The organism is Nautilia sp. (genome assembly GCF_053994455.1).
Genome location: NZ_JBMYAU010000093.1, coordinates 1 through 12,698 on the forward strand (window position 1 = coordinate 1; position 12,698 = coordinate 12,698).

At 38.0% G+C, this 12,698-nt stretch carries 16 protein-coding genes; 2 read left to right on the top strand and 14 right to left on the bottom strand.

Annotated features, from left to right (window positions below; all coding sequences use genetic code 11):
- Window positions 1-463 precede the first annotated feature (463 nt).
- From ACXJIE_RS06785 to fliW, 14 genes are all read right to left on the bottom strand, one after another.
- A complete protein-coding gene (locus tag ACXJIE_RS06785; RefSeq protein WP_456480209.1) occupies window positions 464-958 on the bottom strand; it encodes a GNAT family N-acetyltransferase in 495 nt (164 codons plus the stop codon).
- On the bottom strand, window positions 951-1,202 hold the full coding sequence (locus tag ACXJIE_RS06790) for a hypothetical protein (RefSeq protein WP_456480210.1): 252 nt from the start codon (window positions 1,200-1,202) through the stop codon (window positions 951-953). Before ACXJIE_RS06790 ends, ACXJIE_RS06785 begins: the two co-directional genes overlap by 8 nt.
- Before the next feature lie 93 nt (window positions 1,203-1,295).
- A complete protein-coding gene (mnmE, locus tag ACXJIE_RS06795) occupies window positions 1,296-2,624 on the bottom strand; it encodes a tRNA uridine-5-carboxymethylaminomethyl(34) synthesis GTPase MnmE (RefSeq protein ID WP_456480211.1) in 1,329 nt (442 codons plus the stop codon).
- Window positions 2,593-3,243, bottom strand: coding sequence for a Jag N-terminal domain-containing protein (locus ACXJIE_RS06800; RefSeq protein ID WP_456480212.1), 651 nt, complete (start codon window positions 3,241-3,243; stop codon window positions 2,593-2,595). Before ACXJIE_RS06800 ends, mnmE begins: the two co-directional genes overlap by 32 nt.
- On the bottom strand, window positions 3,240-4,769 hold the full coding sequence (gene yidC / locus ACXJIE_RS06805; RefSeq protein ID WP_456480213.1) for a membrane protein insertase YidC: 1,530 nt from the start codon (window positions 4,767-4,769) through the stop codon (window positions 3,240-3,242). The genes ACXJIE_RS06800 and yidC overlap by 4 nt, the downstream gene beginning before the upstream one ends.
- A complete protein-coding gene (yidD, locus tag ACXJIE_RS06810) occupies window positions 4,759-5,082 on the bottom strand; it encodes a membrane protein insertion efficiency factor YidD (protein ID WP_456480214.1) in 324 nt (107 codons plus the stop codon). The genes yidC and yidD overlap by 11 nt, the downstream gene beginning before the upstream one ends.
- A complete protein-coding gene (gene rnpA, locus ACXJIE_RS06815) occupies window positions 5,054-5,284 on the bottom strand; it encodes a ribonuclease P protein component (protein ID WP_456480215.1) in 231 nt (76 codons plus the stop codon). The genes yidD and rnpA overlap by 29 nt, the downstream gene beginning before the upstream one ends.
- Before the next feature lie 56 nt (window positions 5,285-5,340).
- A complete protein-coding gene (gene rpmH / locus ACXJIE_RS06820; protein ID WP_456480216.1) occupies window positions 5,341-5,475 on the bottom strand; it encodes a 50S ribosomal protein L34 in 135 nt (44 codons plus the stop codon).
- Window positions 5,476-5,512: 37 nt separating this feature from the next.
- The gene (gene hpf, locus ACXJIE_RS06825; RefSeq protein WP_456480217.1) at window positions 5,513-6,013 is read right to left on the bottom strand and encodes a ribosome hibernation-promoting factor, HPF/YfiA family; all 501 of its coding nucleotides are present in this window, start codon (window positions 6,011-6,013) and stop codon (window positions 5,513-5,515) included.
- Between the two features lie 66 nt (window positions 6,014-6,079).
- Window positions 6,080-6,511, bottom strand: a complete 432-nt coding sequence (locus ACXJIE_RS06830; protein WP_456480218.1) for a hypothetical protein — start codon at window positions 6,509-6,511, stop codon at window positions 6,080-6,082.
- Window positions 6,508-7,545: a prepilin-type N-terminal cleavage/methylation domain-containing protein gene (locus tag ACXJIE_RS06835; RefSeq protein ID WP_456480219.1), complete on the bottom strand. Its 1,038-nt coding sequence runs from the start codon at window positions 7,543-7,545 to the stop codon at window positions 6,508-6,510. The genes ACXJIE_RS06830 and ACXJIE_RS06835 overlap by 4 nt, the downstream gene beginning before the upstream one ends.
- Window positions 7,542-8,234: a prepilin-type N-terminal cleavage/methylation domain-containing protein gene (locus tag ACXJIE_RS06840; protein WP_456480220.1), complete on the bottom strand. Its 693-nt coding sequence runs from the start codon at window positions 8,232-8,234 to the stop codon at window positions 7,542-7,544. Before ACXJIE_RS06840 ends, ACXJIE_RS06835 begins: the two co-directional genes overlap by 4 nt.
- Window positions 8,212-8,949 carry a pyrroline-5-carboxylate reductase gene (locus ACXJIE_RS06845; protein WP_456480221.1) on the bottom strand — a complete coding sequence of 246 codons (738 nt, stop codon included), beginning with the start codon at window positions 8,947-8,949 and terminating at the stop codon, window positions 8,212-8,214. The genes ACXJIE_RS06840 and ACXJIE_RS06845 overlap by 23 nt, the downstream gene beginning before the upstream one ends.
- Window position 8,950: 1 nt before the next feature.
- A complete protein-coding gene (fliW, locus tag ACXJIE_RS06850) occupies window positions 8,951-9,322 on the bottom strand; it encodes a flagellar assembly protein FliW (RefSeq protein WP_456480222.1) in 372 nt (123 codons plus the stop codon).
- 180 nt (window positions 9,323-9,502) lie between these two features.
- Between fliW and ACXJIE_RS06855 the strand changes: the two genes are divergently transcribed.
- Window positions 9,503-12,079, top strand: coding sequence for a valine--tRNA ligase (locus ACXJIE_RS06855; protein WP_456480223.1), 2,577 nt, complete (start codon window positions 9,503-9,505; stop codon window positions 12,077-12,079).
- Window positions 12,072-12,692, top strand: coding sequence for an outer membrane protein assembly factor BamD (gene bamD / locus ACXJIE_RS06860; protein ID WP_456480224.1), 621 nt, complete (start codon window positions 12,072-12,074; stop codon window positions 12,690-12,692). The genes ACXJIE_RS06855 and bamD overlap by 8 nt, the downstream gene beginning before the upstream one ends.
- Window positions 12,693-12,698: the final 6 nt, after the last annotated feature.

Here is a 12,698-nt window from a genome sequence, read left to right on the forward strand (position 1 = left end):
TTATACCAAAACACAAAACAAACCTTACGTCTTTCACCCTTTTTCACCTATGGTTGGTTGGGTAGGTTCACCCTCTTTCACTTTACGATATTTCGGTGAAAAAAGGTGATTAGTGAAAAAAGGTACTAATGTTGTATTATTTATGTGGATTGGTATTATTGAAATAATTATCCCCTAAGATGTATATAAGTAATGATATTAATTAGTTTTATAAAATAATTTCTTCAAATGTTAAAAAAATAAGAGAAAAAAGAGGATTGTCCTAGCTTGAATTAGCCCTTAATCTTGGATATAAATCCGTAAGCGTTATATCTCTTGGAGAAATCTATAAAAATAAAAAACACTTTAATATAACTCAACTCGCTAAAATTGCTAAAGAACTAAACACAGATATCTGCGAATTTTTCGAAGGTGTAGATAAAATTATACAAAATTATTAATTAAAATATTCTAAACTTTTAAATTATTTTTTTAGTTTTTTAAGAGTTTTAATCGGTAAAAACATTTTAGTGAGAAAGGTTTTTGTATCGGTTTTTATTTCTTCAAATCCGTATTTTTTATAAAAATCTACCGCTTTCGGTTTGCTGTCGACCACTATTCCCACACAGCCTAAATTATCCGCGAGTTCCAAAGCTTTATTAATTGCAAATTTCAAAAGCTCTTCACCAAATCTCTGTTTCCGATACTTATTGTCCACTGCAAGTCTTGCTATTAAAAGAACCGGCAGTTCCTCATAAGGTTTGTTTTTATCTATTGAATTTTTCTGTATTGAAGAAACACTCAAAGTAATATAGGCGAGTATATCGTTGTTTATATCGGAAATCACATAAGTAATTCCGACTAAATATCTTTTCTGGTTTTGATAAGCATACCTTTTCAAAAATAAATTTAAAAATTCGTCTCCGCAATCAAAACTTTCTTTATTATGGACTTTTGATAATTTTTCAATTTTAATCATTCAAAAGTCTTTTTAAACTTTCAGTAGGTTTAACTTCTAAATTTTTGATTCTTTCAAATTCTTTTTCGTTTACATATATCGGTTTTATAATATATTCTTCCGGTATTTCCTGCAGTGTATCAAAATACATTTTTAAAGCTTCGTTTATAATAAAATTTTTTTTAAGCCCTTTTAAGGATGACAGTCTGTCTAATTTAATTTTATTTTCTTCTTCGAGCTGTGTATAAAAAGATATCATACTCATTTTAATATCCTTTAATATTTTTTTATATTTTAAATCATAAAACAAAAATTGTCAAATGTTTTTAATAAAAATATAAAACCGGACTAAATAAGCCTATTTCCCCACACAGAAACTTCCGAACATTTTATCAAGCATTTCGTCATACTCAAAAGGTCTTGTAATTTCACTGATTGCCTTTATGGCGTCCTGAATCTGGTAGCTGAAAAGTTCAAGCTCGCCCGTTATTAAAAACTCTTTTGATTCGTTAATGGCATTCAGAGCTTTTTCGACGGCTTTTATCTGGCGGGTGGAAATTAAAATATGCTCGTCTTCGCTTGTATATGAATCTAATATGTTTTTTAGACTCTCTATAAGGGGTGAAATGTCTTCTTTTGCGGAAATTTTAACAATCGGATAACCCTTGAAATCTTCCAAATCAATATTTATACCCTTGTCCGTTTTGTTAATTACGATAATTACGTCTTTATCGGAGTTTTTTATAATATCGAGTATTTCCTTGTCTTCTTCGGTAAATTCGGATGCGTCGAATACACAAAGGACGATATCGGCTTCTTTTATGGCTTCTTTGCTTCTCTCAACCCCTATTTTTTCTATTTCGTCCTTAGCCGCCCTTATACCCGCCGTATCAATTATCCTTATTAAATGAGAGCCGATTTGAATGTCTTCTTCGATGGTGTCCCTTGTTGTACCGGCTATATCGCTTACAATCGCCCTTTGTCTGTTCAAAAGAGCGTTTAAAATAGAGCTTTTACCGACATTAGGCTTTCCGATAATGGCGATTTTATACCCTTTAAGCATACCTTCCCTTCTTTTGCTTACATCAAGAGTATGGTTAAGAAGGGATTCTATTTTTTTAAGCCTCTCTTCTATTTCGTATCCGAGGGTTTCGGGCAAATCCTCTTCAGCATAATCTATAAACACTTCGGTATAAGCCATTATTTCTATCAGTTTTTCCCTTACTTCATCAACGAATTTCCCGAGATCGCCTTCAAGCTGGCGTGAAAGAAGTTTCGCCCCTTCACGTGAGCGTGTTTCTATCAGTTTTGCTATCGCCTCCGCCTGAGATGCATCGATTTTTCCGTTTAAAAAGGCCCTTTTAGTAAATTCCCCCGGCAGTGCCGTCCTCGCACCGTAATCAAGAAGTGTTTCAAGCACGATTCTGCTGACTGCAACACCCCCGTGACACTGAAACTCCACTATATCTTCGCCCGTAAAGGAGTTCGGGGCTTTAAAATAGATTACAATTCCTATATCTATAAGTTCGCCGTTTTTATCATACAGTTTTGAAAGGGTTGCGGTTCTGGGATGAAGATCTTTTTTCGTCAGTTTTTTAGCTGTCTCGTAAGCGTCGGCGCCCGAAAGACGCACAATCGAAATCGCACCCACACCGTTAGGTGTGGATATTGCCGCTATCGTGTCCATGTCTTTCGCCTATAACTACAAATTTCTCTCCGTTTCTGTCTTTTATGGCCACATATCTGTCCGGAAATTCCTCTCTTAAAATTTCCAGAGCGATAAAAGCTAAAATACCGTCGAAAGGCTTGGTTTTGCCGTAACCTTTTTCTTTTACCCGTTCTATAAAAGGAGCCAAAAAACTTCTTAGCATTTCCTCCTGGGTTTTCAAAAACTCGGCGATTTCAAGCCTTACTTTAAAACCGTATTTCTGATTAATCCAGCTGTAAAGCATAAAATTAAGGGCGTTGTATCTGTACCCTTCTTTTCCTATAAGCAGTGCGGCGTCTTTACCGTCAATCTTAATATACACCGTTTCTTCGTCATATTTTTCAACGACAAACGTATCAAGTTCGAAACACGATTTTGAAAAAAGCTTTTTAAGCCCTTCCTTTATAGACGGTATTACGTCTTCTATATCCCTTTGTATATCCTCTTTTACCTCTATAACGGCATTTTTCGCGAAAAGGCCGAAAAGCCCCCTGCTCGGATACTGTATAATGGTTACTTCAAGATCCGTTACGGAACAGTTTAGTTTTTTAGCAGCTTCATAATAAGCCTCTTCCAACGTTTTAGCTTCAATTCTCATTTTTTAACCTTTGAAGCCATAATTTTATTAATCATCCACTGCTGCGCTATAGAAAGGATATTGTTTGTCGTCCAATAAAGCACAAGTCCCGCAGGGAAAGTAGCCATCATAAACGTAAAAATAAGAGGCAGAAATTTGAAAATTTTCTCCTGCATAGGATCCTGAAAATTCGTAGGCGTAAGTTTTTGATGAATATACATACTCACACCCATAAGCACTGGAAGTATAAAATAAGGATCCATCACGCTTAAATCGTGTATCCATAAAAACGAAGCGCCTTTAAGTTCAATTGCATATAATAAAAGTTTGTAAATTCCGTAAAACACCGGTATTTGCAATACCAGAGGCAGACATCCGCCAAGAGGGTTCGCCCCGTGCTCTTTATAAAGTTTCATCATATGCATCTGGAGCTTTTGAGGATCTTTTTTGTATTTCTGCTGGATTTCTTTCATTTTCGGGGCAAGCTCTTTTAATTTGTACATACTCACCATTCCCTTGTATGTAAGAGGGAATAATACAAGTCTTACCAAGATAACTAAAAGTATGATTGCTATACCCCAGTTTCCGACTAATTTATAAAACCAGTCAAGTAAAAAGAACAGGTTTTTAGCAAAAAAAGTACCCACACCGTACTGAACCACATCCACAAGCTCTTTATCTATCGAAGCGAGCGTGTCCACGAATTTAGGACCTATATACCCGGTTAACTCCTCATTACCGACAGCCTTTATATACGCCACCGGATTTTCTTCCTTATCCGGCGCTATAACGACCGTAAAAGGTTTTTTCGAAAACAAAAGCGTAGTGTAGTATCTGTCAAACGCAGCGGCGAATATGGCATTTTCCACCGTTTCGTTTTTAGCATCCGAATCTTCGACTATTGTAAGCGTACCGTCGTTTTTTTTAACCACAAGACCGTGAATGGTGAGTTTGTCAACCGCCACATCGGGTCTGTATCCGGGAGAAACGTAATATACGGCGGGTTTGGAAACGCTGATTTTAACGTTATAGTGCCCGTCCGGATAAAAAGTGATTTTTTTACTCAGAATCAATTTTTTAAGGTTTTGGGTGATTGTCAACGTCTGAGGCGTATCTGAAAGTGTTATGACATTTTTATCGGCTTTTACCGGCACCGAAAACGCAAGTTTGTTTATTTCCTGATCTTCAAACCTTATTTCGAGAGGTTTTGGGAGTTTTTTGTTTACAAGTTCGAGATGTTTCCCGCTTTTCGTATTGAATTTATTCTGCTTTAATTTAAAACTCGATATTCTTCCTAAAGAATCGATTTTTATTTCGAAGTTTTTTGAATTAACAGTGGCAACCGTTTTTATATTTTGAAAAGTCTTTTTATTTTCGGATATCTGTGTATTCGAAGTTTTCTTTTGCACCGTCTGCTTCGGAGTCTGTTTTGAAATTTCTGAAGCCTGCTGCTGCGGGGTCAGAACAAAATAGTCATAAGCCACAAAAAAAACAAATGAAATCACCGTCGCAATCAAAATCCTTCTTAACTGTCCGCTATTTTCCATAATCTACCTTTATTATCATATATTCGTCTTTTTTATCCGTCGGAACAAGCCAGTATTTTATATTGGGCTTTTTAATAAAAAAAACCGATTTCATCTCTTTTTTAACAACCGGAAAATCTATACCGCCTCTAAACAACTGGTTACATGTCAGAAATCTTTTGCCCGATTTATACAAAGCCCTAAAAAACAGATCGTTTTCAAATTCTATTTTAGTATATTCGGAACAACTCGGATAATATCTGCAATTATTCCCTAACAGGGGACTTATGTATAACTGATAAAAATCAATCGATTTTATTATTAATTTTTTCAAACTCTTTTTTAAGTTTATCAAAGTCGCTTTCCGAAATATTTTTTTTCACTACCACGGCAAAGCCGCCACGTTTGAAGACACCGTATGCGATATGTCTTATTCTTCTTTTTATTTTATTTCTTACAACCGCCTTTTTGGATATCCTCTTAGACACCACCGGCGATACTTTAAGTCCGTTTAAAGGAAGGTAGTAAACAAGCACGTTTTCGCTGTTTATTTTCCTTCCTTTTTTAAAAACGGTTTCTATCTCTTTTTTACTTAAACCGCTAATCTTTTTCTACCTTTTGCTCTTCTTCTTGCAAGCACTTTTCTTCCGTTTTTAGTCTTCAGTCTCGCTCTGAACCCGTGAGTTCTTTTTCTTCTTATATTACTCGGCTGATATGTTCTTTTCATTTAGTCTCCTTTTTTGGACGGAATTTTATCAAAAAAATCAATATAATCCTAATTTTCCGTCTTTTCTTCTGTAAATAACCCTTTTTTCGCCTTTTTCATCTTTGAATACCATAAAATAAAGGCCGGATTTTTTAAATTCTTCCTTAGCTTCTTCTATACTCAGAGGTTTTTCGATATCAAGAGGCATTTCGACTATTTCGTCCTGTTCTTCTTCTACGATAAGCTCTTCTATTCTGTCTTTTTTACGATGGTCGGTTATCTTGTCGTGATACCTTCTTAAAAGTTTTTCGAGTTTGTCTTTGGCTTTGTCAAGAGCCGCATACATATCTTTATCTTTATAATGTACTACCGCCGTTCCTTTATCCGGTATATTCATTATTATTTCCACTGTAAAAAAATCTCTTTTGTCTTTTTCGATAGTTACTATAGAATGCAGTATTCCAAGATTATATTTTTCTACTTCGCTTACGACTTTAGAAATGTGATCTTTCATAGCTTCGGTAAGTTCAACATTTCTGCCAACTGTTGTTACGTTCATGTTACTCCTTTCTGTTTAAATAACAACCGGCATAAACCGTTTGTTAATTAAATTATAACCTATATATTAAGGATTTTGAAGGGTAAAACGGACTTTTCTTACATGAAAATTTGGATTTTTGGAAGTAACGGTCACATAAATAAGCACACTGCCGTTGGTGTCCGGAGTATTTATATCGCTGCATTTACAGCCGCTCCATATCGAAGGGTTGCTCGTACAGTCCGTTACGAAATAGTGATACGTAATGTTTATATCGAAAAGATTATCGTTCATATCGATTTTATTAAGGCACTTACTTGTGGAATTAATCTCATGCCCTTGCAAAGCAAGTATTGCGTATTCGGTGGCGCTTCTTAACATAAGTTCGGCCCTTGTATTTATAAAACTTCTTGAAATATGCGTATTGGAAGCCCCGCTAAATTTTAAAATCATAAAACCTATCACCGACATAACGACCATAAAAACAATTGTGATAATCAGACTGAACGATTTTCTCAAAACACCACCTTTTCTTTACATAAAGTCAGATTATAATCGCTTAGTTTCACCTGGGGGGATGTGATACATAAATAAATCCTCATAACGCCGCCCTGCTCTTTAAACTTAAACTGCGTAACATGGGATGCCAACAGTGTCGAATTCCCCTCCATATACATCTGGTGAGGGTTCGGATTCGGATCCGCAGACGTTCTGTCGGAATTAACCGAAACGTTCCAAGGAAAATAATTGAACCTTAAAGTCAGATTGTAATCTTTGTATTTATCGTCGTAAACGGGCACTATCGCCATAGCGCCTCTTACTATATAATACCCTTCGTATACGGTGGTTGAATTGGACTCCGTTATGGCTTTTACCGTCAAATTCGTATCGGACGTGGCATTGATTTCAAAAACCCTGCTCGCATTCGTATCGTAGTATCCGTAAGAATTGTTTATATCTTCAAAATCCCCCCGCCCGTCGCTTCCGCTGAATACCAGCACGTCGAACTTATCATTAAAAACATTGCCGCTTCCGGATACGTTCCATTCGTCAATCCAGGCCTGATCCACCGCATTGACAACAGTGAAATTACTCTCCGGCGTGGTTATGTTGTATTCATCCCCTGACGGATACGGCCGCGTCAGTTTCAGATCCACAAAACCGCTCCAGCCCGGCTGTACGTAGTTTTCACTTTCGTTCCACATCCCCCTTTTGGAATAGTAAGAAACATAAAGCCATTCCAAAACGGGATAGAGGGAGCTGTTTGAAGAGTTTATTTCGTTTACGGAAATGAATTCTTTATTCGCATACGTTAAACAGCTTCCGTCGGAAGTGTTGCATTTTACCGCAATAACACTGTTTTTAATTCTATTACGAAGTTTGGCGGCGATAATGTTCAAAGTCAGATCCGTTTTTAAAGCAAGTTTATTGAGTTCTCTCGTTTTTACATAGTTTTTATATGTGTTTTGCAGAATTTCTATGGATATGGTACCCAAAATCCCCATTATCATAATAACCAAAAGCAGTTCGATTAAAGTAAAGGATTTTTTCATCTGCTTATTTCCTCTAAAGATAAAAATTTGCTCGCCCCTATATTCGAGGCCGGATATCTTATTGTTATATTCGTATCCCCGGCTTTACACCATACCGTAATAAGTTTGATGTTCGACACCGCAGGGGACGAGTTATAATTAAACCTGAAATCTGTTATGTTCTGGTCCGAATATGTGGCGTTGTCGTCAATATATTTTACGTTTACGGTTATATTGTAATCCAGAAACGATTCGGAATACCCGTTAAAATCGTCGATATCGTCAAGGGTTGACGTATCGCTTAAAACTTCCCCGCTGCCGTCCCTTCCTATGCGGGAAAGGGTGTAAGAGCTTCCGCTTCTTAAAATGTTGTTGTTAAACTGAGATTTTCCGATTCTGCTGTGCTCTCCGGCATAATTGGAAGCATATTCGTTCAGTAAAGCGGGATCTCCGCTTTCTGCCCCGTTTGTGGCGTTCAAGTCTTTGTAAAAATTTTCCCCCACCGTATTGTTTTCGTCAAAATACCTTGTATTAACAAGAGACAAAAGCGAAAACTCTTCAAAAAAAACCTCTTCTTTCATAAGCCCCTTCTGTGCCCCCGTCATTGTTTGAAAAATCATGGGAAAAGAGCTCATTATAATTCCGATGATAATTATTGAAATCAGCAGCTCCAAAAGAGTGAAAGCTCTATATTTTTTTCGATTTATCATACGTCCTTCTCACAGCTTTTATAATCTCACCCCTCACACCGTCCTCTTCCAAAGAATATATCCCCTCCGCCGTCGTGCCTTTCGGGGACATTACGGAGTCTTTTATCGAAGAAAATCCCTCTTCCATCGCCGCAAAACTTTTAAAAAGCCCCCTTGTAAGTTTAACGGCGGTTTCCCTTTTAAGCCCGATATAAACTCCGCCGTCGCTGAACGCTTCCGCAATTAGGGCAAGGTATGCCGGTCCGCTTCCTATAAGTGCGGTGGCCATATCTATTTCGTCGTCGCTTTCCATCCAGACGGTTTGCCCTATTTTCGAAAAAATTTCAACCGCCAGTTTTTTAGCCTCTTCATCCCCCGTAAGTGCGGTTACTGATGCTTTGTATTTCGCAGCCACGTTCGGCATAGCCCTGATATAGGCTTTCGCTTTTATTTTTTTCAGTTCCTTAAGGCTTTTTCCCGCAAGGATTGAAATAAGGGTTTTGGCTTCTCCTTTTAATTTTGAAGCCACCTCTTCCAAAGCGTAGGGTTTTACCGTAAGCAGAATGTTTTTTCCTTCAATATCGAAATTTTCGAGTTTATAACCGTCACAGCCGTATTTTTTTGCGAATTTTTCAAGTTTTTCCGTATTCCTGCCTACAACCGCAAATTCCGTTTCGCCTTTTAAACCTTCGGCAATGGCCCCCGCCATCGCCCCGTAACCGATTATATAAACCATTTCACTGCCTTATAAAATTTTTCAAAGGTTCCGTCAGTCCGTAACCGTATTTTTCAAGTATCACCTGTCCCATTATTTTTTCATCGAAATTGAATATCAGAGGCGCAGCGAAATTAACCGTCGATTCTATAAAGGGTTTATTTAAGATCATAATATTCAATACCATAAAGTTCGTGTTTTCTTTAATTTTCAGCAGTTCCTGTTCCTTTTGACTTATTTCGAAATCGTAATCTTTTCTTATTAAAAAAGGATTTATCAGCGTAAAAGTCGTTTCGCCGTTTTTCAGCGTATAAAAATTGTCGTCTATTTTTTCCAGTTCAAAATTCTTTATATTCTCAAAACCCAGTACGGGCAGCACAACATCGAAAGTCATAATCTTCCTTTTTTAAAATTCAAGCAATAAACATTCCTAATTATAACAAAACTTTTAATCATTTTTTATAATTTTACCGGTGTGCATTTTCCGTAAGCTCCGCCGTACTTTTTTCTTTTGACAATACTTTCGCCACTCTCTTGCATTTATAGTATAATTGCACGAAAAAAGGATTTTTTTATGAAAGAATACAATCCTCACGAGATAGAACAGAAGTTTTATAGTTTATGGGAAAACAAAGGTTTTTTTGAGGTGGATTATTCAAAAAAGAAAAATTTCTGCATAGTAATGCCGCCTCCAAACGTAACGGGAAGCCTCCATATAGGGCATGCACTTACGTTTACGCTTCAGGACATAATGGTAAGATACAAAAGAATGGACGGATACGCCACACTCTGGCAGCCCGGAACGGATCACGCCGGAATTGCAACGCAAAACGTAGTTGAAAAACAGATTTTGGCCGAAGGTAAAACGAAAGAGGACCTCGGACGTGAGGAGTTTTTAAAAAGAGTATGGAAATGGAAGGAATTCAGCGGAGGAACGATAACAAAACAGCTAAGACACCTCGGTGCTTCACCTGCATGGTCCAGAGAGAGGTTTACGATGGACGAAGGGCTTCAAAGGGCCGTAAGAGTCGCTTTTAAAAAGCTTTATGATGAAGGCCTTATCGTAAAAGGCAATTATATGGTTAACTGGTGTCCAAAAGACGGGGCGCTCAGCGATATAGAAGTCGAATACGACACACACAAGGGGCAGCTTGTGCATATCAAATACCCTATTAAAAACAGCGATGAATTTGTAGTGGTCGCCACCACAAGACCGGAAACTTATTTCGGTGATACTGCCGTTATGGTAAACCCGGAAGATGAAAGATACAAACACTTAATAGGTAAAAAAGTAATACTTCCGCTCGTAAACAGAGAAATTTCTATTATTGCGGATGAATACGTGGATATGGAATTCGGAACGGGATGCGTAAAAGTTACACCTGCACACGACCCCAACGACTACGAAGTGGGAATCAGGCACAACCTCGAACTTATAAAAGTATTCGACGAAAAAGGTATTTTAAACGAGCACGCGCTTGAATTTAAAGGAAAAGACAGAATAGAAGCCAGAGAAGAGATTATCAAAAAATTAGAAGAAAACGGATTTATCGAAAAAATCGAAGAGCACACCCATCAGGTCGGACACTGCTACAGATGTAAAAGCGTAATCGAGCCGTATGTTTCGACCCAGTGGTTTTTGAAAAAGGAAGTTGCAATCCCCGCAATTGAAGCCGCAAACAGAGGAGATGTGAAGTTTCATCCGAAACAGTGGAAAAACAACTACGACGCATGGATGAGGGAACTAAGGGACTGGTGTATCTCAAGACAGCTTTGGTGGGGGCATCAGATCCCGGTTTACTACTGCGACGAATGCGGACATGAGTGGGCAAGTGTGGAAGAGCCGACGGAATGCCCGAAATGTAAAAGCAAAAATTTCCATCAGGACCCTGACGTGCTTGACACGTGGTTCAGCTCGGCCCTCTGGCCTTTCTCAACGCTCGGATGGGAAAACGGCGAATGGGGCAAAGGAGAAAAATGGAATCCTGAAGATTTAGAAAGATTTTATCCAAATGATTTATTGATTACGGGGTTTGATATTCTCTTTTTCTGGGTTGCGAGAATGATGATGATGGGAACGCATTTTTTAAAAGAAGTGCCGTTTAGGGACGTTTATCTCCACGCCCTCGTAAGAGACGAACACGGTCAGAAAATGAGCAAAAGCAAAGGAAACGTAATCGATCCGCTCGAAATGATCGAAAAATATTCGGCAGACGCACTGAGATTCACCCTTGCGATACTCGCCGTACAAGGAAGGGATATAAAACTAAGCGAAGCCAAGCTGGTTGAGAGCAGAAACTTTACGAACAAACTGTATAACGCCGCCAGATTTTTAAAAATGCACAGGGATAAATTCGAAGATCTGGAAAACACCGAAATCAAAACCGAACTCGGCAAATGGATGCTTTACAAACTAAACGAAGCCGTTAAAAACGTAAGACGCGAACTTGACGAATACAGGTTTAACGACGCGGCCATGACGCTTTACAGGTTTTTGTGGCAGGATTTCTGCGACTGGGGTATTGAGCTCAGCAAAGTGAGCAAAGAGTCGATTGCGGAACTCGGAAGTATCTATAAAGAGGCTATGAAACTGCTCCATCCGTTTATGCCGTTTATTACGGAATTTTTATATCAGGAACTCTCGCTTACCGATGCGGCCGACAATTCCATTATGCAAAAAGAGTTTCCTGAAATTAAAGAAGTGGAAAAACCTGCAGACTTTGATTTGATTATTGAGGCGATCGTGTCCCTAAGAAGAATCAAAGCCCTCACGGGTGCGAAAGAAATCAAAAAAGCCTATGTTTTGGCGGACCTTCCGGAACTTGCAAAAGAATATATAAAAAAACTCGCCCGAGTAAAAGAGGTGGAATTCGTAAATTCACAAATCCCGAACGCAATAAGGGATATCAGCGACAACCTCGAAACGATGGTAAGCAAGGAAGAAGTCGATATTACGCCTCTTATAGGAAGGCTTTCGAAACAGAAAGAAAAATTAGCTAAAGAAATCGAAAAACTCGAAAAAAAACTTTCAAACAAAAATTTCGTTGAACGCGCCCCGAAAGAAGTCGTCGAAAAAAACAGAAACGAACTAAACGAACTTAAAGAAAAATTCCAAAAAGTAGAAGAAGAATTAAGGAAACTGAATGATTAAAAAAGCGCTTTTAACCCTGCCCCTTGTTTTCTTTCTCGGATGTGCGTCAAAAAACGTAAAACACAACGAAAACCTCACCGCCCTTAAATGGCACCAGAAAATATATGAAGACATTCAAAATTCGAACCTTGATCAGGCGGACGACGATTTTTTATCGCTCGAAGCGGAACATCCGTCTTCGATTTATATTAAAACGGATCTTCTCACGCTTTTTCTTGCCCATCAGCAAAACGAAGAATATGACCTCGCACTTTTTTACCTTAACGAATATGAAAAAAGATACGCAAGCGGAAGCGAAATTCCATGGATTGAATATCAGAAAATAAAACTCGGATTTTTCAAATACGACAATGCGTATACCGACCAGGAAATGCTCTTGAATCTTATAGCGCAGTGTAAAAATTATCTATATAAATTTCCCGCGTCCAAATACACTCCCGAAGTAAACACGATACTTGCAAAAACGGAGTTGACAAACAGATATTTAGATGATAAAATAAGTAAACTGTATAAAAAGCTCGGAAAAGAAAAAGCTTCGAAACTTTATGAAACCAAAATTCCGAAAAATTCCAAACCGCCCGTTATTCCATGGTATAAAAAATTATTTTACTAGTAAGGA